Origin of the sequence: Burkholderia sp. BCC1993 (assembly GCF_905339865.1) — a bacterium.
GTDB lineage: Bacteria > Pseudomonadota > Gammaproteobacteria > Burkholderiales > Burkholderiaceae > Burkholderia.
This window is the reverse complement of record NZ_CAJPGZ010000001.1, coordinates 544,484-563,914: the sequence shown is the minus strand read 5'-3', so window position 1 is coordinate 563,914 and position 19,431 is coordinate 544,484. Positions and strand designations below refer to the sequence as shown.

At 68.1% G+C, this 19,431-nt stretch carries 15 protein-coding genes; 5 read left to right on the top strand and 10 right to left on the bottom strand.

Going from position 1 to position 19,431, the window contains the following annotated elements:
- Positions 1–3: 3 nt before the first annotated feature.
- Positions 4–459: a hypothetical protein gene (locus U4Y91_RS02600; RefSeq protein WP_321803076.1), complete on the bottom strand. Its 456-nt coding sequence runs from the start codon at positions 457–459 to the stop codon at positions 4–6.
- On the opposite strand from U4Y91_RS02600, the gene U4Y91_RS02595 reads away from it, so the two are divergent.
- From U4Y91_RS02595 to U4Y91_RS02585, 3 genes are all read left to right on the top strand, one after another.
- Positions 422–1,729 (top strand): dicarboxylate/amino acid:cation symporter, encoded by a 1,308-nt coding sequence (locus U4Y91_RS02595; RefSeq protein ID WP_321803074.1) that lies wholly within the window; start codon positions 422–424, stop codon positions 1,727–1,729. The genes U4Y91_RS02600 and U4Y91_RS02595 overlap by 38 nt on opposite strands.
- Before the next feature lie 457 nt (positions 1,730–2,186).
- Positions 2,187–4,121 (top strand): SMP-30/gluconolactonase/LRE family protein, encoded by a 1,935-nt coding sequence (locus U4Y91_RS02590; protein ID WP_321803073.1) that lies wholly within the window; start codon positions 2,187–2,189, stop codon positions 4,119–4,121.
- Positions 4,122–4,388: 267 nt separating this feature from the next.
- Positions 4,389–7,274, top strand: a complete 2,886-nt coding sequence (locus U4Y91_RS02585) for a beta-propeller fold lactonase family protein (RefSeq protein ID WP_415750438.1) — start codon at positions 4,389–4,391, stop codon at positions 7,272–7,274.
- 135 nt (positions 7,275–7,409) lie between these two features.
- On the opposite strand, the gene U4Y91_RS02580 is transcribed toward U4Y91_RS02585, so the two are convergent.
- The 6 genes from U4Y91_RS02580 to U4Y91_RS02555 all read right to left on the bottom strand — a co-directional run bounded on the left by U4Y91_RS02580 (position 7,410) and on the right by U4Y91_RS02555 (position 13,967).
- Positions 7,410–8,366, bottom strand: a complete 957-nt coding sequence (locus tag U4Y91_RS02580) for an amidohydrolase family protein (protein WP_321803071.1) — start codon at positions 8,364–8,366, stop codon at positions 7,410–7,412.
- On the bottom strand, positions 8,344–9,291 hold the full coding sequence (locus U4Y91_RS02575) for a YncE family protein (protein WP_321803069.1): 948 nt from the start codon (positions 9,289–9,291) through the stop codon (positions 8,344–8,346). The genes U4Y91_RS02580 and U4Y91_RS02575 overlap by 23 nt, the downstream gene beginning before the upstream one ends.
- Before the next feature lie 63 nt (positions 9,292–9,354).
- Positions 9,355–10,647 (bottom strand): MFS transporter, encoded by a 1,293-nt coding sequence (locus U4Y91_RS02570; protein ID WP_321803067.1) that lies wholly within the window; start codon positions 10,645–10,647, stop codon positions 9,355–9,357.
- Between the two features lie 98 nt (positions 10,648–10,745).
- On the bottom strand, positions 10,746–11,663 hold the full coding sequence (locus tag U4Y91_RS02565; protein WP_321803066.1) for a dihydrodipicolinate synthase family protein: 918 nt from the start codon (positions 11,661–11,663) through the stop codon (positions 10,746–10,748).
- Positions 11,664–11,671: 8 nt separating this feature from the next.
- A complete protein-coding gene (locus U4Y91_RS02560; protein ID WP_321803064.1) occupies positions 11,672–12,844 on the bottom strand; it encodes an L-rhamnonate dehydratase in 1,173 nt (390 codons plus the stop codon).
- Positions 12,845–12,905: 61 nt separating this feature from the next.
- A complete protein-coding gene (locus U4Y91_RS02555) occupies positions 12,906–13,967 on the bottom strand; it encodes a 4-hydroxythreonine-4-phosphate dehydrogenase PdxA (protein WP_321803062.1) in 1,062 nt (353 codons plus the stop codon).
- Between the two features lie 155 nt (positions 13,968–14,122).
- Here U4Y91_RS02555 and U4Y91_RS02550 point away from each other — a divergent pair, with 155 nt between their 5' ends.
- The gene (locus U4Y91_RS02550) at positions 14,123–15,067 is read left to right on the top strand and encodes a LysR family transcriptional regulator (protein ID WP_321803061.1); all 945 of its coding nucleotides are present in this window, start codon (positions 14,123–14,125) and stop codon (positions 15,065–15,067) included.
- Positions 15,068–15,222: 155 nt separating this feature from the next.
- On the opposite strand, the gene U4Y91_RS02545 is transcribed toward U4Y91_RS02550, so the two are convergent.
- Positions 15,223–16,512 carry an MFS transporter gene (locus U4Y91_RS02545; RefSeq protein WP_321803060.1) on the bottom strand — a complete coding sequence of 430 codons (1,290 nt, stop codon included), beginning with the start codon at positions 16,510–16,512 and terminating at the stop codon, positions 15,223–15,225.
- Between the two features lie 305 nt (positions 16,513–16,817).
- Between U4Y91_RS02545 and U4Y91_RS02540 the strand changes: the two genes are divergently transcribed.
- On the top strand, positions 16,818–17,498 hold the full coding sequence (locus tag U4Y91_RS02540; RefSeq protein ID WP_321803058.1) for a hypothetical protein: 681 nt from the start codon (positions 16,818–16,820) through the stop codon (positions 17,496–17,498).
- Between the two features lie 66 nt (positions 17,499–17,564).
- Here the strand turns inward: U4Y91_RS02540 and U4Y91_RS02535 are convergent, their stop codons facing one another.
- Both U4Y91_RS02535 and U4Y91_RS02530 read right to left on the bottom strand, forming a co-directional pair.
- Positions 17,565–18,704, bottom strand: coding sequence for an ATP-binding protein (locus tag U4Y91_RS02535; protein WP_321803056.1), 1,140 nt, complete (start codon positions 18,702–18,704; stop codon positions 17,565–17,567).
- Positions 18,701–19,429, bottom strand: a complete 729-nt coding sequence (locus tag U4Y91_RS02530; RefSeq protein WP_321803054.1) for a response regulator — start codon at positions 19,427–19,429, stop codon at positions 18,701–18,703. Before U4Y91_RS02530 ends, U4Y91_RS02535 begins: the two co-directional genes overlap by 4 nt.
- Positions 19,430–19,431: the final 2 nt, after the last annotated feature.

Below are 19,431 nucleotides of genomic sequence, written 5' to 3'. Positions count from 1 at the left end.
GCGTCACGCCGCGGGGTCGTCGACGCCACGCGCAAGGCCGAGCTGACGGGCCGGCGCGACGGTGCATGAAGACCGAAGCCTGAAGACCGAAGCCGAAGCCTGAAGCCTGAAGCCTGAAGCCTGAAGACCGAAGCCTGAAGACCGAAGCCTGAAGACCGAAGCCTGAAGACCGAAGCCTGAAGCCTGAAGCCTGAAGCCCGAAGCCCGAAGCCCGAAGCCCGAAGCCCGAAGCCCGAAGCTTTCATATTTGAAAGATTGTCCGGCGTTTGCGATAGAATGCCTCCCCCGTTCGCCGTGGCCATGCCCACGGACGGGCTCCGGCACTTGAAACGGCGCGCCGCGCTCGCGGAATTCCGTTCCCGTTTCAATGCCGGCGATCGACCTGCCGTTGGAAACACCCGTTCTGTAATTTGGATTGCTAATGAAGAAGAAGCACAACATCACCAAGTACATCGTCATCGCGATGGTGCTTGGCATTGCCGTGGGCTACGCCTGTCATAGCGCGTTTCCCGACCCGAAAATGGCCAGGGAAGTCGCCGGCTACGTGTCGCTGCTGTCCGACGTATTCCTGCGCCTGATCAAGATGATCATCGCGCCGCTGGTGTTCGCGACGCTGACGGTCGGCATCGCGCAGATGGGCGACAGCGGGTCGGTCGGCCGCGTCGGCGTGAAGGCGTTCGGCTGGTTCTTCATCGCGTCGTTCACGTCGCTGCTGCTCGGCCTGATCACCGCGACGATCCTGAAGCCGGGCAGCCACCTGAGCCTGCCGCTGCCGGCCGCCGATGCGGCGCTCAACCTGAAGACGGGCGCATTCACGCTGAAGGATTTCGTCGTCCACCTGGTGCCGAAATCGATCGCCGAGGCGATGGCGAACAACGAGATCCTGCAGATCGTCGTGTTCTCGATCTTCTTCGGCACCGCGCTGTCCGCGCTCGGCGACGCCGGCAAGCGCCTGACCGGCGTGATCGACGATCTCGCGCAGGTCATGCTCAAGGTGACGGGCGCGGTGATGTGGTTCGCGCCGGTCGCGGTGTTCGCGGCGCTGGCGTCGACGATCACGACGGAAGGGCTCGGCATCCTGCTCACGTTCGCGAAGTTCATGGCGAGCTTCTACCTGGCGCTGGCGCTGCTGTGGGGCGTGCTGACGCTCGCCGGCGTCGCGTTCCTCGGCAAGCGCGCGTTCACGCTGATCCGCCTGATTCGCGAGCCGTTCCTGCTGTCGTTCGCGACGGCGAGCTCCGAAGCCGCATATCCGAAGCTGCTCGACGCGCTCGACCGGTTCGGCGTGAATCGCAGGATCTCGAGCTTCGTGCTGCCGATCGGGTACTCGTTCAACCTCGACGGCTCGATGATGTACTGCACGTTCGCAGTGCTGTTCATCTCGCAGGTGTACGGGATCGACCTGCCGCTTGGCACGCAGATCACGATGCTGTTGATGCTGATGGTGACGTCGAAGGGGATGGCGGGCGTGCCGCGCGCATCGCTGGTCGTGATCGCGGCGACGCTCGGCCAGTTCCATCTGCCGGAAGCCGGGCTGCTGCTGATCATGGGCGTCGACATGTTCCTCGACATGGGGCGCTCGGCCACCAACGCGGTCGGCAACTCGATCGCGGCTGCGGTGGTCGCGAAGTGGGAAGGCCAGCTCGGCGATTCGCGCGACGACGCGGATCCGGACGGCGGCGGCGAGATCAAGCAGGTGGAGGCGCGGGAGACGGCGACGTCCGCGTGATTTCCCTGTTTCAAATGAAATGATGTGCGCCGGCCTGGATACAGGCCGGTGCAATATCTGCTAACAATACCTGCCGGCAATACCCGCCAGCAGTCGTTCCTTTACCGGCCTCCGGCGATTTTCCCGATCCGCCGAAAAACCTCCCCATTCCCGATACGCCGCATTCGGACCCGCGGTGATATTCCCGTCGACGAACGCTGGATTTCCTCGATATCAAGGTACACGCGTAAGTGGTCATTCACTCTCGCGCAATCGCGCGCGCCGTCTGCGCGGGCGGTCTGCAATTTTTTTCGATTTATATAACGCTATTCTCGCTGCAGCCGATTATCGAATGCGCGCGCGATGTAATACCGACTGCACCGGATGATTTAAGCGGCAGTATTTACGCACTGCCGATTTCAAACCATCCGGTCGCCCCCTCATGTGAATGATTCCACCATTCAGGAGAGCATCAGCCATGGTCGCCGGAAAACCGATTCAGGCCGTGCTGCTCGCCGCCGCGATCGCCACGATTGCGCCGGCCGGATACGCGGGCAACACCACCGACTGGCTGGCGAACACCTACGGCACGCTCGCCGCGCACGTCGGCAACGTCGCGCGTTCGATGTGGGTCGCGCCCGAAGGCGTGATCTACACCGCGTCGATGTGGGACGAGGACGAGGGCGGCGTCGCGATCTACCAGAACGGCAAGAGCGCCGGCTCGATCGGCACGCACTCGGAATTCCAGGGCAGCGCGATCACGGGCAACGCGACGTCGCTGTTCGTCGCGCTGCAGCCCGGCAACGGATACGGCAGCGGCGCGGTCGGGCGCTACAACCGCGCGACGCGGTTCCGCGACAAGCTGATTCAGGTCACGGCGGCGACCAACCAGCCGCGCATCGACGTCGTCACCGGGCTCGCCACGGCCGGCTCGCTGCTCTATGCGAGCGACTTCTACGGCAACCGCGTGCGGGTCTTCACGACCGACGGCGTGTGGCAGCGCGATATCGGCGTATCGGCGCCCGGCGCGCTCGCCGTCGACGGTGCGGGCAACGTCTGGGTCGCGCAGAAGAGTGCGGGCGCGGTCGTCGAGTTCAGCCCGGCCGGTGCGCTGCTGAACACGATCCGGCTGGCCGCCGGGTCGCAACCGTCGGCGCTCTGTTTCGATGCGGCGGCGGGGCAGCTGATGGTCGGCGACGAAGGCCCCGACATGAACATCAAGCGCTATACCGTCGCGGGCCGGCCCGCGCTGGCCGGCACGTTCGGCGTGCGCGGCGGTTATCTCGACACGACGACGGGCACCAAGGGGCAAGTCGGCGCGAAGCGCTTCACCCGCGTGGCCGGCATCGGCAAGGACACGGCCGGCAACCTGTACGTGCTCAACAACCCGTGGGGCGGCAGTTGGGATCTCGGCCGCAACGGCGCGACCGACATTCACGCGTATGGCAGCACCGGCAGCCTGCGGTGGACGCTGCAGTCGCTGAACTTCGAAGGCATCGCCGCACCGGATCCGGTCACCGACGGCGCGCTGTTCTACAGCGGCACGCACGTGTACAGCGGCACCGCGGGCGGCACCTTCGTCGCGAACACCGTCGATCCGTTCACGTATCCGTCGGACCCGCGCATCAATCTGGGCGACACGCAGCGCGACGAGCACTTCGGGCTGCTGACGTCGGTCGGCGCGAACCGGATCCTCGTCGCGGCGGGGCAGAATCCGCCGGTCTACTATTTCTTCCACTTCAACGCGGCCAGCGGCTACGTCGCGATTCCGGACGGATCGATCCCCGGGCCCGCGTTCAACACGACCCGGCGCGTGTCGGCCGGCTTCAGCCTCGACAGCAACGGCGGCGTATGGGCCGGCCTCGACAAGACCGGCGCCATTTATCACTATCCGCTGACCGGTTTCGATGCGAGCGGCAAACCGTCGTGGGGGCCGGGCGTGCCGACGCCGGTGCCGGCCAGCATCCAGCCGCTCACGCGCATCGTCTATCTCGCCGACAGCGACACGATGGTGCTCGCGCAGGGCGTCGTCGGCAGTACCGACTGGACGTCGATCGGCACGCGCATCGAGGTGTATCACGGCTGGCGCGCGGGCAACACGACGAAGCCGAACCCGGTGATCACGCTGCCGCACAGCGGCGCGAAGTCGATCGATGCGGCCGGCAACCACCTGTTCGTCGGCTACTGGTTCAGCAGCAGCGGGCCGCTGTGGCCGAACATCGACGCATTCAATCTCGACACCGGCAATCTCGACACGACGCTCGTCAACGCGAGCCCGGCGACCGTGGATACCAGCAGCGCGATCGATGCGATGTACAGCGTGCGTGCATACCGTCGCGCGAACGGCGAGTACGTGGTGACGAAGAACAACGTGAAAGGGAACAGCATCACCGTTTACCGGTGGACGCCTTGAGGGCGAGGCCTCACGGCCACGATGACACCGCGATGGCTGTCATCGAAGTGCCTTCGCTGTAACGATGTGTAAGAAGCCGGCCCGCAACGGAGCCGGTCATCCGCTTGACATTGGGCGGCGATGTAATGCCGGCACGTCGGCGATCGCCGACGCAACGCACTCGATCGATTGGCAAGGGCCCTCGCCACCGCGCGACACGGGCAGACAAGGCCAGGATCATGCCGGACACGTCAGACGGTAATCGCCCCATCAGTACAGAGGATTCCTATGAAAAATAGCCAGGTCAAGCGCGCGCTCCGACTCGGAGCCTTCATGTCGGCCGTGTTGCTTGCGTCGCACGCGCATGCGGACGGTTTCGATGCCGCCGATGCCACCCGCGTGCCGAGCGGTCAGTTCGTCACGCCGCTCGCCGTGCGCGGCGCAGTCCAGCAGTTCCTGAATCCCGGGCTGCCGGCCTATCCGCATTTCGTCGCGGGAGAAGCCGTGCGCTCGCAACTGAGCCCGGACGGCAAGACGCTGGCGATCATCACCGCCGGCCAGAACTCGCTGTACAAGCCGGACGGTTCGGTCGACACCGCGGCCTCGACGCAGTTCATCTTCCTGTACGACGTCGCGGGCGCGAACAAGACGCGCCCGGTGCTCAGGCAGGTGCTTCAGCAGACCAATGCGTTCGTCGGCCTCGCGTTTTCGCATGACGGGAGCACGCTCTATGCGACCGGCGGCAGCGACGATGCGGTCTACGTCTACGCGCAGCAGGGCGGCGCATGGGCGCTGTCGACGACGATCGCGCTCGGCCACGCCGGCAAGGGCGTCGGCATCCGCGTGCAGCCGAATGCGGCCGGGCTCGCGCTGTCGGCCGACGGCAAGACGCTCGTCGTCGCGAACAACTACAACGATTCGATCAGCGTGATCGATACCGCGACCCGCAACGTGCGCTACGAGCACGACCTGCGGCCGTTCTTCTCCGGCAACGAAGGCCGCAGCGGCGACGCCGGCGGCACGTTCCCGTTCGCGGTCGTGATGAAGGGCAGCGGCGTCGCGTACGTGTCGTCGGATCGCGATCGCGAGATCGTCGCGATCGACGTGTCGTCGCCGTCCCGGGGCCGCCTGCTCAAGCGCATCAAGCTGGACGGCAATGCGCTCGGCATGACGCTCGACGCGTCGCAGTCGAGGCTGTTCGTCGCGCAGGACAACGCCGACCAGGTCGCGGTGATCGACACGAACACCAACGCGGTCGTGACCCGGATCGACGCGCGCGCGCCGGCCGGCGTGCTGGCGCACGGCCAGGCGCACACGGGCGCGGCGACGTACGCGGTCACGCTGTCGCGCGATGGCCGCACGCTGTATGCGACCAATGCCGGCGCGAACGAAATTGCCGTGATCCCGCTCGTCGGCGAGCGCGCGTATCGCGTCACCGGCCTGATTCCGACCGCGTTCGAGCCGCATGACGTGACGTTCAGCGCCGACGGCACGTGGATGTACGTGGTGAACGGCAAGAGCACCACCGGCCCGAACCCGGACCACCTGTTCGGCGCGACGCCGGCGCAGTCCGCCGCGTCGCACGCGTCGAACGAATACCAGTTCCAGCTCGAGCGCGCGTCGCTCGTGAGCGCGCCGGTGCCGGCGGCCCACGAGCTGCCGACGCTGACGCAGCAGGCCGCGCGCAACAACTTCTATCGCCCGGAAGACAACGACAGGGACAACGAAGTGATGGGCTTCCTGCGCCGTCACATCAAGCACGTGATCTACGTCGTGAAGGAAAACCGCACGTTCGACCAGGTGCTCGGCGACATCGGCAACGGCGCCAACGGCGATCCGAAGCTCGCCCAGTTCGGCCGGAACATCACGCCGAACTTCCATCGCCTGGCGAGCCAGTTCGTGACGCTCGACAACTTCATGAACCCGGGCGACGGCAGCATGGACGGCTGGTCGTGGGCGCTGCAGGGGCGCGTCACCAACACCGAGACGATCACCCAGCAGATCAACTACGCGGCGGTCAATCGCGGCCTGTCATACGAGAGCGAGGGCACGAACCGCAACGTGCCGGTGAACTGGGAGACGGTGCAGCAGCGCGATGCGGCCGCCGGCCCGGCCGGCACCACGAACTACAGCAACGCGGCCGCCGCCCTGCCGGGCGGCGCGGCGAACCTGCTGCCCGGCACCGGCAACCATGCGTCGTCCGACGCGCCGTTCGGCCGCCAGCGCGGCTACATCTTCGACGCGGTGCTGGCCGGCGGCGGCACGGTCCGCAACTACGGTTTCCTCGTGAACAACATCGGCAGCATCGGCACGGCCGCGAACCCGATCGTCGATCCGCACGCGGCCGGCGTTGTCCAGGCCGCGGCGCTCGACCCGCGGCTCGCGTCGATGACGGACGTGTATTTCCGCGGTTTCGACCAGAACTATCCGGACCAGTGGCGCCTCGACGAGTGGAAACGCGAGTTCGATCAGTACGTCGCGGGCGGCAACCTGCCGACGCTGTCGCTGGTGCGCCTGTCGCACGATCACATGGGGGCGTTCGGCACGGCGTTCGCCGGCGTGAACACGCCGGAGACGCAGCAGGCGGACAACGACCTGGCGGTCGGCCGGCTGGTCGAAGCCGTCGCGAAGAGCCCGTATGCGAACGACACGCTGATCGTCGTGACCGAGGACGACGTGCAGGACGGCCCCGACCACGTGGATTCGCATCGCGGGCCCGCGTACATCGTCGGGCCGTACGTTAAGCAGGGCGCGGTGATCCGGACGCGCTACAGCCAGGTCAATGCGCTGCGCACCATCGAGGACGTGCTCGGCACGCAGCACATGAACCTGAATACCGCATACCAGCGGCCGATGACCGACGTGTTCGACGTGCACGGCCCGGCGTCGTGGACCTACACGGCCGTCGCGTCGACGGCGCTGAAGGGCACCGGGCTGCGCCTGGCCGAAGGGGCGGGCGAGAACCTGCTGCACTACGCGGCCGGGCCGGACGTCACGCCGAAGCATGACGCGGCGTACTGGGCGAAGGTGACGGCGAAGTTCGACTTCGACGATGCCGACGAGGTGCCGGCGGATCAGTTCAACCGCGTGTTGTGGAAGGGCATGATGGGATCGCAGCCGTATCCGAAGCTCAGGGGCGTGACGCAGAAGGTGGCGAGCCGCGACGACGACTGATCGTCCGGCTGGACCGTCTGCAAGCGGGCCCTCCCGGCGGGAGGGCCCGTGTTTTTTTGCGAGGTGTGTGGCGAGGGGCCGCGTCGGCGGCATCCGGTGCGCCACGGGGGCGGCCGGCCGATGCATCGAGCCCGCTCACGCGATCCGGTACACACGCATCGCGTTGTCATGCCAGATCGCGCGGCGCGCCGCATCGTCGAGGTCCGCCATCGCGCGGGCGAACGTGCGCAGCAGCGCCGGATATGACACCCGCAACCCCGCCACCGGAAAATTGCTCGCGAACAGGCAGCGCTGCCAGCCGAATATCGCGATCGTGTCGCGGATGATCCGCGCGTTGTCCGCGTCGTTCCACACCGCATCGCGCAAGCCGAGTTCGGAGATCTTGACGGTCACGCGCGGCGAGGCGGCGAGCGCTTCCATGCCGCTGCGCCAGCGCGCGAGCCCCGCGTCCGAGCGGTCCCACGGCAGCCCGGCATGTTCGAGCACGACGTCGACGCCGGGCGCATCGGCCAGCAGCGCGGCCGCGTCGCCGAGATGCCAGAACGGCACGCGCAGATCCCAGCTCAGACCATGCGCGGCCAGGCGTTCCAGCGCGGGCGGCCAGCGCGGGTCGCGCAGCGTGCCGGGCCCGTCGACGGCCGCGTCCGGCGACGCAGCGGTGCGCGGCTTGAACCGCACACCGCGCACGCGCGGCCACGCGGCCTGTTCGGCGAGCCGCTCGTGCGCGTCGTCGGCCAGCAGGTCGACCCACGCGACGACGGCCGACGGCAGCCCGTGCGCGGCCGCGACCTCGTGCAGCCAGCGCGTCTCCGCGAGCGCTTCGTCGCGCGCCCGTTCGGCCTCGACGTGCACGCTCGCGACGAGCGGCGCGCGTTGCGCGGCGTGCCGGTAGTCGTCCACGCCGAAATCGCGGCACAGCGCCGCGTAGTCGCCGAACATGAAGTGCGCCGGATCGTAACGGTCCTGCAGCCACGGGTAGTGCGCGCCCGCGCCGAGTTGCCAAAGGTGGTGATGCGCGTCGACGAGCGCCGCCGGCATCGCGTCGGGCGGCGGTGCGTCGTCGCGCCGCTCAGCGCGTGCCGGCGAGCACATACGACGCATCCGGTTCGCGCAGCGTCGGCAATGCACCGACGAACCGCCACGCATCGAGATCGAGCTCGCGCACGTAGTCGTCCTGGAACGACACGTAGGCAACGCGCCGCGACGGATGGAACGACAGCGCGGTCGGGTTCGCGGGCAGCGCGACGCGTTCGATCTCTTCGAGCTGCCGCGCATCGAACACCGAGATCGACCGCTCGCCCGAATTGGTCAGCAGCAGCAGGTCGCGGCCGTCCGGCGCGGTGGTGCGGTAGATGCGGTTGGGATCGCTGCGGGTCTTCACGCGGCGGCCGCAGGTCATCGTGTCGGTGTCGATCTCGACGAGCGTGTCGTCGCCGCGATTCGCGACGAACAGCGTGCGCTCGTCGCTCGACAGCGCATTGCCTTCGGGACGCGGGCCGGGCATCACCGCACGCGGCGCGACGGTGGCGTCGCGCGGATGGAATTGCGTGACCGTGTTCGACAGCAGGTGCACGCCGTAGGCGCGGCTCGCATCGCGCGTGAGCGTCACGAGGTGCGTCTTCACGCCGCCGGACGGCACGGCCATGTTCGGCACGGCCTGCCGGGTCGGCGCGTCGAACACGAGCAGCATGTCGTGTGCCTCGCTCATCGCGTACAGCCGGCCGTCGCGATCGGCCGCCATCCCGTGCGGCCGGTAGTACGGCCACAGGTCGAGCATGCGCGTGTGCGTGCGTTCGACGAGATCGATCTCGGCGATCCGGTGATCGCCTTCATGGCCGCGCGACCACGCGGTCTCGATCCCGAAGATGCCGACGTACGCGAAGCGGTCGTTCGCGTCGACGGTGAACTCGTGCGGGAAGTTAGGCAGCACGATGTGCTTGAGCGCGGCTTTCGTTTCGAGGTCGTAGAAGCTGAAGGTGTGGGCGCATTTCTGCACCAGCAACAGGATGTCGTTCATGGTGTGTCTCCGTTGATTCGTTCGCGCGTGCGCGCATCGGTGTCGGTGTCGGTGCGTATCCGGTCAGTCTTCGCAGCGCCTGGGCAGCGTCAGCGCGAGCAGGCCGGCCACCGCGAGCGTGACGGCGAGGCTGTACACGCCGGCGGCCGCGCTCACGTGCTGGGTCAGCACGCCGACCGCATACGGGCCGCAGAAGCCGCCGAGGTTGCCGAGCGCGTTGATCAGGCCGCGCGCGCTGCCGGCCGTCTCGACGCTGCACAGCTTCGGCGGAATCGCCCAGAACACGCCGGCCGCCGCCTGCAGGAAGAAGCCGCAGCCGATCAGGAACGCGAACGACACGATCATCGATGCATGCGTGAGCACCGACAGCGCGAGGCACGCGGCAAAGCCGACGAGCGGCAGCAGCACGAACAGGCGGCGCTTGCCGGTCCGGTCCGACAAATACGACGTGGCGAACATCCCGATCATCATCGCGACATACGGCAGCATCGCGAGCAGGCCGACCTTGCCCATCCCGCCGTGCGTGAGGTTTTTCAGCAGCGTCGGCAACCACATCGTATAGCCGTAGATGCCGACCTGATAGCAGAAGTTGATCGCGATCAGCAGCCAGATGGTCGGGTTGCGCAGTATCGCGCCGAACGACGCGGCGGCCGGCGTGCCGGCGGCCTGCTTGCGCGCCTGTTCGTCGCGCAGCGCGTCGAGGATGTACGCCTTCTCGCGCGGCGACACCCAGCGCGCGGTTTCCGGGCTGTCGTCGGCGAACATCAGCCACGCGAACAGGCACAGCAGCGACAGCGCGCCGGCGCTGTAGAACAGGTGACGCCAGTCGTAAGCAGCGAGGATGAAGCCGGACAGCGGCGCGGTGATCATGCCGGCGAGCGGCACGAACATGATGACCATCGCGTTCGCGCGGCCGCGTTCGCGGTCGGGAAACCAGTGGCTGACCATCGTCAGCACGACCGGCAGCATCCCGCCTTCCGCCACGCCGAGCAGGAAGCGCAGCGTCAAAAGTTGCCACGTATGGGTGACGAGCCCGGTCAGCACCGACAGCACGGCCCAGCTCACGAGCGACCAGGCGATGAAGGTCTTGCCGCTGCCGAGCGCGGCGCGCCGGCCGCCGGGAATCTGCAGGAACAGGTAGCCGAAGAAGAAGATGCCGCCGGCGAGGCCGGCCATCGTCGCGTCCATGCCGAGTTCGGCGTTCATCCCGCCCGGCATCGCGAACGCGATGTTCACGCGGTCCATGTACGAAACGATGCAGGCGAGCAGCAGCGGCGGAATCACGCGCAGCCAGCGGCGACGCGGGATGGCATCGCCGGCTTCATAGGCCGGGGTGGCGGGGTTCAGCAGAGTCATGGTGTCTCCGATCCATGTGATGAGCGGCGGCGGCCTTCTGTCGGGCCGCCGTCACGCCGATGCGCAACGCAACGCGCGTTGCGGGTACGAAACGATGGCTAGCGTCCCCAGCGCAGCACGAGCGGATCGAGCCGCCGTGCCGCGTCGAGCAGGCCTGCACGCACCTGCGGATGCAGTTCGGGCCAGGGGGCGCGCGGCCGGTCGCACGCGATCACGCCGCCTTCCTTCAGCAGCGCCTTCGCGGTCAGGAAGCCCGACTGGCGGTTCTCGTAGTTGATCAGCGGCAGCCAGCGCGCGTATTGCTCGCACGCTTCGTCGCGGCGTCCGGCGAAATACGCGTCGGTGATCCGGCGGATGCCGTCGGGATAACCGCCGCCCGTCATCGCGCCGGTCGCGCCGGCATCGAGATCGGCGAGCAGCGTGATGCCTTCCTCGCCGTCCCACGGCCCTTCGATCGCGTCGCCGCCGAGCGCGATCAGCTCGCGCAGCTTCGACGCCGCGCCGGGCGTCTCGATCTTGAAGTACGACACGGCGTCGATCTCGCGCGCGAGCGTCGCGAGCAGCGACGCCGGCAGCGCGACGCCGCTCGCGGGCGCGTCCTGGATCATCAGCGGAATGTCGAGGCCGTCGGCGACTTCGCGGAAGAACGCGCGGATCGATGCGTCGGGCACGCGGAACGTCGCGCCGTGGTACGGCGGCATCACCATCACCATCGCGGCACCGAGTGCCTGTGCGCGGCGGTTGCGTTCCGCGCAGATCCGCGTGCTGAAGTGCGACGTCGTGACGATCACCGGCACGCGGCCGGCGACGTGCTCGAGCGTCGTGCGCGTGATGAGGTCGCGTTCGTCGTCGCCGAGCGCGAATTGCTCCGAGTAGTTCGCGTGGATGCAGATGCCTTGCGAGCCGGCATCGATCATGAAGTCGAGGCAGCGGCGCTGGCCGTCGAGGTCGAGCGCGCCATGCGCGTCGAAGATCGTCGGTGCAACCGGAAAGACGCCCTGGTAGCGTGCGTTCATGGGCGCCCTCACTCGACGATGTCGAACTGGTCGAGGAACTCGGTCTTCAGCGTGAGACCGAGGCCCGGCACGTCGTCGCGCAGCTGCAGGAAGCCGTTCTCGGCCACCGGCTCGCCGTCGAAGATGTAATAGAACAGCTCGTTGCCGACTTCCACGTCGAACATCGGGAAGTACTCGCTCATCGGCGATGCGAGCGTGCTCATCGTCAGGTGATAGTTGTGCATCTGGCCCGCATGCGGAATCACCGGCACGCTGTACGCCTCGCACAGCGCGTTGATCTTGTGCGCCATCGTGATCCCGCCGACGCGGTTCGTGTCGTACTGCACGACCGACACGGCCTTGCGGTCGAGCAGCTGCTTGAAGCCGTACAGCGAGAACTCGTGCTCGCCGCCGGAGATTGGAATGCTCGTCAGCCGGTTCAGCTCCGCGTAGCCGTCGATGTCGTCGGCGATCACCGGCTCCTCGAGCCAGCGCGGCTGGTACTTCTCGAGCTTCGGCAGGATGCGCTTCGCGTACTCGAGGTTCCAGCCCATGTAGCACTCGAGCATCAGGTCGTTGTCGTAGCCGATCACCTCGCGGATCGCCGCGACCGACTTCAGGTTCTCCACCACGCCCTGCTGGCCGTGCGCGGGCCCGTAGCCGAAGCGCATCTTGAACGCGCGGAAGCCTTCCTTCAGGTATTGCTGCGCTTCCTCCTGCATCGCCTTCAGGTCGGTGCGGTAGAGCTTCGAGTAGTAGCAGGGGATCTTCTCCTTGGTGCGGCCGCCGAGCAGCTTGAACACCGGCTTGCCGACGCTCTTGCCGAGGATGTCCCAGATCGCGATATCGACCGCCGAGATCGCCGCCATGCCGATGCCCTTGCGGCCCCATGCGTGGGTCGCGCGGTACATCCGCTGGTTCAGGTACTCGTAGTCCCACGGGTCCTGGCCGATCACGAGCGGCGCGAGGTACTGGTCGATGATCACCTTCGCGACGTGCGGCGCGAGCGCGACGTTGCCGAGGCCGACGATGCCGTCGTCGGTCTCGACTTCGACGACCGTCCACGCATGGAAGCGGAACGTGCTCATGGTTTCCTGCGGCGCGTACAGCAGGTCCATCGCGTTCGAGCAGAAGTTGCCCTGCGGCGGGACGGTCTTGCCTTTCCACTGGAATACGCGGGCGCGCACGGAGCGGATCTTCATGTTGGTGTCTCCTGGAATCGATGTTGTCGTGTGTGTGTCGTGTATGGCTGGCGCGCGAGCGTCACGCCGAAACGGTGGGGGTGCGGCGCGCGGCGCCCATCCGGCAAGCGATCTGCAGCGCCTGCCAGGTCGCGCCCACGTCGGCCGTGCCGCGGCCCGCGATGTCGTACGCGGTGCCGTGCGCGGGCGTCGTGATCGGCACGGGCAGCCCGCCCTGCACGGTCACGCCGCGCGAGAAGCCGAGCAGCTTGATCGCGATCTGCCCCTGGTCGTGGTACATCGTGACGATCGCCTGATAGTCGCCGGCCTGCGCCTTGAGGAAGATCGTGTCGGCGGGGAACGGGCCGTGGAACGGCGCGTCGGTCGGCCAGTCGCGCGCCTGCAGCTTGCGCACGGCCGGCTCGATGATGTCGACTTCCTCGCGGCCGCAGCTGCCGCCGTCGCCGCCGTGCGGGTTGAACGCGGCGATCGCGACCTTCGGCGCCGCGACGCCGTTCGCGAGCAGCGACCGGTAGATCAGTTCGGATGCCTGTTCGATCCGCGCGACGCTCAGCTGGGCCGCCGCATCCTTCAGCGGAATATGCGACGAGATGCGCGCGGTCCACAGCTCGCCGAGCGTGTTGAATTCGCAGAAGTAGCCGGTCACGCCGAGCGCGGCGGCGAAGTGGTGCAGCTCGTCGTCGTGCCGGAGCCCGCCGAGCTTCATCGCGTACTTGTTCAGCGGCGCGAAGCAGATCGCGTCGATGTCGCCGGCGAGCGCGGCGTCGAGGCACCGGTCGAGCACGGTCAGCGTCGAGCGGCCGCCGGCCGCGCCGGGCTGGCCGACGGTGACCTGCGCGCGATCGATCGTGTCGAGCGCGACGAACGCGGCGCGCGCGGTGGACGGCCGGCCGCGCACGGCGGTGAGCGACGCGACGGGTTCGACGTCGACCGTCACGCCGGCGACGCGCTGGCCGGCTTCCCACAGCCAGCGGTCGCCGATCAGCACGAGGTTCGCGCGGGACGTCGCGTCGGGCCGCGCGAGCAGTTTCGCGATCAGTTCGGCGCCGATGCCGGCGGGGTCGCCGAGGGTCAGCGCGACGACGGGCAGTGAAGCGGCGGGCACGGCGGCGGCGGTCGTCATGCGGCGTCTCCGTGGCGGGCGGCGGGCGGTTGCGGGTTCATGCGGTGTCTCCGGTGGCGGCGTGTGGCCGTTGGTGTATGGGGTTCATGCTAGGTAGACGGAATGAGTCGGTAAATTGAAAACTCTTGATGAATCGATAACCTGGAGTAATCGAAATGGGCTCGATCGATCGACGAGACTCGACTCCCCAATTGCTGAACCGGCTGCGGATGCGGCAGATCGCGTTGCTGCTCGCGGTGGATGAATGCTCGACGCTGCGCGCGGCCGCCGGGCAGCTCGGCCTCACGCAGCCGGCCGCGACGAAGATGCTGGCCGAACTGGAAAGCGCGCTCGGCCAGCGCCTCTTCGATCGCGTCGGGCGCGGGCTCGTGCTGAACCCGGCTGGCGAGCGCGTGCTCGGCTATTTCCGCGGGATTCGCGGCAGCATGGAGGCGCTCAATCGCGAGCTCGGCGAGCTGCAGCTCGGCAGCGCGGGGCGGCTTGCGATCGGCAGCATCATGGCGGCGTCGCCGGGGCGGCTCACCGAGGCGCTGGTGCAGTTGAAGGCGCGCTATCCGCTGCTGGCGATCGACATCGCGGTCGATACCAGCGACCGGCTGATGCCGCAGTTGCGCGAAGGCGTGCTCGAGGTGGTGATCGGCCGCAACGTCGGCACCGATTGCGACTTCCGCGTGGTGGACGACGAGGCGCTCGCGATCATCGCGGGCCGCGACCATCCGCTCGCGGGCGCGGGGCCGGTCGAATTCGACGCGCTGCTCGATTACACGTGGATCCTGCAGCCGGCCGGCAGCCCGGCGCGCGAGGTGGTCGAGCGCGAGTTCCGCGCGCGTCACCAGCCGATGCCGCGCGGGCTCGTCGAAACGGGGTCGATCCTGACGACGATGAACCTCGTCGACCGTTCGCGGATGCTCGGCGTGATTCCGTTGACCGTTGCGCAGCGCAACGCAGCGCACGGGCTGGTCGCGATCCTCGATTACGAACTCGACCAGAAGCTGCCGTCGTATGGCAGCCTCGTGCGGCGTGATCGGCCGCTGAGCATTCCCGCGCAGCAGTTTCTGGCGCTGTTCCATCGGGAAGATGGGCAGGGCGCGGGCGATTGATGGATGACGGGGTGGCTACGTTGCGGCGTCACGCATCGGCGAGCTTCGCTCGCGGTGCGTGATGAGGGCGATCAGGGCAGGTCGGGCCAATCCACGCCGAGCCGGACCAAGCCGGACCAAGCCAGATACCGCCCGGCGAACCGCCGCCACCCGCTTCAGCGCGCCGACGGCGCGGCCGGCGCTTCGGCGAGCGACGGCGTCGATGCCGACAACGCGCGATCCGGCCGAATCCGCAGCGCGGCGACGATGCCGATCACGAGCATCGCGACCGACCCGACGAACGGCACCGTCCAGCTACCGGTGTGGTCGACGAGATAGCCGAACAGGATCGGCGACAGGATCCCGGAGATCGCGGAACCCGCATTCATCATCCCGCTCGCGATGCCCGCGTGCGTCGGTGCGATATCGCTCGGCACGGCCCAGATCGGCCCGATCGTCAGTTCGAGGCACAGGAACGACCCGGACAGGCACAGCGCGATGCCGGCCGTCGAATGCACGAACGCGAGCGGCAGCATGCAGGCGAGCGCGCCGGTGAAGCTCGCGACGATCACGCTCTGGCGCGACAGCGCGAGGTTGCCGGTCTTGCGATAGATGCGGTCGCACAGCCAGCCGCCGAGCGTGTCGCCGACGACGCCCGCGAAGAACACGCCGGACGCGAACAGCGCGGTGGACTTCAGGTCGAGGCCCTTGCCGTTCAGGAAGAACGTCGGCAGCCACGTGAAGAACAGCCAGGCGGTCCAGCCGTAGCAGAAGTACACGAAGATCGTCGGCGCCATCCGGCGGAACAGCGGCCCCCACGGCGTCGGGCCCGGCGCCGGTGCCGGCCGGGCGGCGGCAGCGGTGCGCGTACGGCTGTCGCCGTCGCCGCCGTCGCCGAGCGGGTACTCGCGAAAGCCGGCGACCCACCAGACGAGCCACACCAGCGTCACCGCGCCGATCACGAAGAACGCCGCGCGCCACGACAGCCACGTCATCAGCGCGGCGACGATCGGCGGCGTGACCGCGTTGCCGAGCCGCGAGAACGAATGTGTGAAGCCCTGCACGACGCCGCGCCGTTCGCGCGAGAACCAGTGCGTGATCGCGCGGGCCTGCGCGGGCAGCGTCGCGCCTTCGCCGATCCCGAGCAGCAGGCGCGCGGCGAACAGCAGCGCGAGGCTGTGCACGAACCCGGTCATGAACGTCGACGCGACCCAGATCAGCCCGCAGCCGATCAGCGTGATGCGGGCGCCGAAGCGGTCGGCGATCCAGCCGCCGAAGATCTGGCAGATCGCGTACGAATACGCGAACGCGGAGAACGCGATGCCGAGCTCGGTGTTCGACAGCCCGAGTTCGGCCTTGATCGCACCGGCCGCGGTCGCGAGGTTCACGCGGTCGACGTAGAGGATGAACGAAAGCGCGCACAGCAGCCACAGCGTATGGCGCCGTTGACGGTGATCGGTCGGCATGTGTCTCACTCCATTCTCGTGCGCGGCGTTGCAATGACGCCGCGTTCACTGGCCGGGCCAGCATCGCGCGCCGGAGGAGGCATCGTCTATTGAATCTTTTGGATCAGTTGATAACCTGCGGTGTTCGGTTTCGCCGCGTTCGGGGGCCGGCTCGGGCGCCGTGCGGGTTTTCCACGAACGGTTGCGGCATGATGCGGGATGGCCGCGCACGGACACGACGCACGGCATGGGTCGAACGTGTTTCGACGCCGGTGCCGTCATGATGCAGTGACGCAGCGCAATCGCACAGTCGGGAATGGACGGACATGGAACAACGACTTTCACGCCACCGGGACAACCGCTTCTGGCAACTCCAGCCGGTGAAATGGTGGATCCAGGGGCACGGCCGCGACGGCTATTCGTTCCGGCTGCTGCTGATTCCGCTGGTTGCCGTGTTCGTGCTCGAGTTCGTGTGCGTGATGCTCGATGCGCTGTTCAGCGCGCTCATCGTGAGCGGCGCGATGACGCTGTTCCTCGGGATCGCCGGGTATTACGGCGCGAAGCGCGAATGGCTGGTGCCGTCCGCGCCGGCGCGCGCGCTCGTGAAGGCGCGTACCAAGCAGGCAGCCGAGCGCTTCTCGTCGCTCGGCGCGGGCGCGACGGTACTCGCGATCTTCGTCAGCGCGACCTCGCTGTCGCGCGTGCTGTCGGGCCAGCCGGTGCTGGACAGCGCGTCGAAGGACACGGTGTCGATCTTCATCGCGCTCGTGTTCCTGCCGGTGTACGTGTCCGGCGCGGTGCGCAAGCTCGCGATCGCGCGGGTCGAGGAGCTGGAAGCGCTGCGTCAGGTGAGCGCCGGCACGCGGCTGAAGTTCGACCGGGCCGGCGCGGTGCGTGCGGTCGTCGTGAAGGGGCCGGCGGGGCAATCGACGGTGTCGGTCGCGGCGTACACGCTGCTGGAATTCGAGCCGCCGCTCGAACGCGTGGGGCGCGACCCGAACGCGTGACGAACCAGGCTGCGCGCGCGTGCAGCCGTTCGATGCAATGGCCCGGCCGGCGGGCTTCGGGCCGGATCAGTCGCTTGCGCCCGGAAGCGGGTTCGACTGCGCGGCCGACGGCGCGGCCGACTGTGCCGGAAAGCGCCGTTCATCGGGTGTCGGCTCGAGATGGTCGGGCCAATACACCTCGAACCGCGTGCCGCCGCCGGCCGCCGGCGTGCAGACGGCCTCGCCGCGATGCGCATGTGCGATCGCCGCGACGACCGCGAGCCCGAGGCCGCTGCCGCCGGGCTGCGCATCGTCGACGCGCCGGAACGCCTTGAACACGTGCGGCGCGAAGTCGGCCGGAATGCCGGGGCCGTCGTCCTCGACACGCAGCCGGCACATTCCGCCCTCGATGCGCGTCTCGATCCGGATCCCACCGGGCACCGCATGGCGGCGCGCGTTCTCCAGCAGCGCGAGCAGCGCCTGACGGATCCGCACCGGGTCGCAGCACATCGGCCGCGCGTCGAGATCGAGCACCGGATGCTGGCCGGCGGCCTGCAGCGCGTGCGCGAACACGTCGACGACCGCGCGGATGTCCGCCGCGAGATCGGCTTCGCGGATCTCGATGCTCAGGTGGCCGCTGTCGGCGAGACTGACCACGCGCAGATCCTCGATCAGCCGCGTGAGCCCTTCCACTTGCGTGAGCAGGCTGCGGAACTGCGCTTCGCTCGGCGTGAACACGCCTTCGGCGAGCCCCTGCAGGCGGCCGCGCAGCACCGTGACCGGCGTGCGCAGTTCGTGCGCGATCGCGGCGTTCCAGAACGTCTGTTCGTCGGTCACGCGCTGCAGCTCGCTCGCGAGCGCGTTGAAATTGTCGGCGAGCAGCGCCGCTTCGTGCAGCGAACGATCGCCGGCGACGGCACGCGCGCCGAGATCGCCGCGCGCGACGCGGCGGATGCTGTCGGTCACCGAGTTCAGCGGCACGAGGATGCGGCGCGCCAGGTGGATCGCGACGACGACCGACAGCACGAGCCCGACCGCCGTGGTGGCGATCAGCCACACCCATTCCGGGCCGGTCGGGAACCAGTCCGCCTGGTCGAACGACGCGGGCTGGTACAGGTACAGCAGGTAGTAGAACCCGTACGCCGTCAGCACGACCAGCAGCGTCACCGCGAACGCCATCGCGCCCATCGTCAGCGCGATCTGCCGGCTCAATCCGTCGAGCTTCACTCGCCGCTCCACAGCTTGTAGCCGACCCCGCGCACGCTGATGGGCACGCCGTTGATACCGAGATCGTCGAGCTTCTTGCGCAGCTTGCTGACGTGACTGTCCACCGTGCGTTCGAGCGTGTCGCCTTCCGGCAGGCAGGTGGCCATCAGCTCGGCACGGCTGAACACGCGCCGCGGCGCGCGGGCGAGCTGCGCAAGCAGCTTGAACTCGGTGAGCGTCAGCACGAGCGTGTGCCGCGTGCCGTCGACCTCGACCGTCGCTTCGTGATGCTCGAGATCGATCTCGAACGGGGCCGCGCGCAGCACGCGCTGTTCTTCCTGGCGCGAGCCGGCCATCGAGCGGCGCAGCACGGCCTGCGCGCGCGCGACGACTTCGGCGGGATTGAACGGCTTGACCACGTAGTCGTCCGCGCCGATGCGCAGGCCGGTCAGCTTGTCGATGTCCTGGTCGAGCGCGGTCAGCATGATGACCGGCGTATCGCCGCGATGGCGAATCTCGGCGAGGACTTTCCAGCCGTCGACGTGCGGCATCTGCACGTCGAGCAGCACGAGGTCGGGCTTCAGCGACAGGTGCAGCTCGAGCGCGCGGCGGCCGTCGGCCGCGTGCACGGTGCGCAGGCCGCTGCGCGCGAAATACGCGGTGAGGATCTCGGCGATCTCGGGTTCGTCCTCGGCGATCAGGACGAGCGCCTGGCCGGCGCCGGGAGATGAGGAAATATCGGGCATGG

Excerpts from the sequence above, each read along its gene's own strand:
- U4Y91_RS02595 (WP_321803074.1), top strand. The coding sequence starts at position 422 with ATGAAGAAGAAGCACAACATCACCAAGTACATCGTCATCGCGATGGTG.
- U4Y91_RS02600 (WP_321803076.1), bottom strand. The coding sequence starts at position 459 with ATGACGATGTACTTGGTGATGTTGTGCTTCTTCTTCATTAGCAATCCA.
- U4Y91_RS02590 (WP_321803073.1), top strand. The coding sequence starts at position 2,187 with ATGGTCGCCGGAAAACCGATTCAGGCCGTGCTGCTCGCCGCCGCGATC.
- U4Y91_RS02585 (WP_415750438.1), top strand. The coding sequence starts at position 4,389 with ATGAAAAATAGCCAGGTCAAGCGCGCGCTCCGACTCGGAGCCTTCATG.
- U4Y91_RS02580 (WP_321803071.1), bottom strand. The coding sequence starts at position 8,366 with ATGTGCTCGCCGGCACGCGCTGAGCGGCGCGACGACGCACCGCCGCCC.
- U4Y91_RS02575 (WP_321803069.1), bottom strand. The coding sequence starts at position 9,291 with ATGAACGACATCCTGTTGCTGGTGCAGAAATGCGCCCACACCTTCAGC.
- U4Y91_RS02570 (WP_321803067.1), bottom strand. The coding sequence starts at position 10,647 with ATGACTCTGCTGAACCCCGCCACCCCGGCCTATGAAGCCGGCGATGCC.
- U4Y91_RS02565 (WP_321803066.1), bottom strand. The coding sequence starts at position 11,663 with ATGAACGCACGCTACCAGGGCGTCTTTCCGGTTGCACCGACGATCTTC.
- U4Y91_RS02560 (WP_321803064.1), bottom strand. The coding sequence starts at position 12,844 with ATGAAGATCCGCTCCGTGCGCGCCCGCGTATTCCAGTGGAAAGGCAAG.
- U4Y91_RS02555 (WP_321803062.1), bottom strand. The coding sequence starts at position 13,967 with ATGACGACCGCCGCCGCCGTGCCCGCCGCTTCACTGCCCGTCGTCGCG.
- U4Y91_RS02550 (WP_321803061.1), top strand. The coding sequence starts at position 14,123 with ATGGGCTCGATCGATCGACGAGACTCGACTCCCCAATTGCTGAACCGG.
- U4Y91_RS02545 (WP_321803060.1), bottom strand. The coding sequence starts at position 16,512 with ATGCCGACCGATCACCGTCAACGGCGCCATACGCTGTGGCTGCTGTGC.
- U4Y91_RS02540 (WP_321803058.1), top strand. The coding sequence starts at position 16,818 with ATGGAACAACGACTTTCACGCCACCGGGACAACCGCTTCTGGCAACTC.
- U4Y91_RS02530 (WP_321803054.1), bottom strand. The coding sequence starts at position 19,429 with ATGCCCGATATTTCCTCATCTCCCGGCGCCGGCCAGGCGCTCGTCCTG.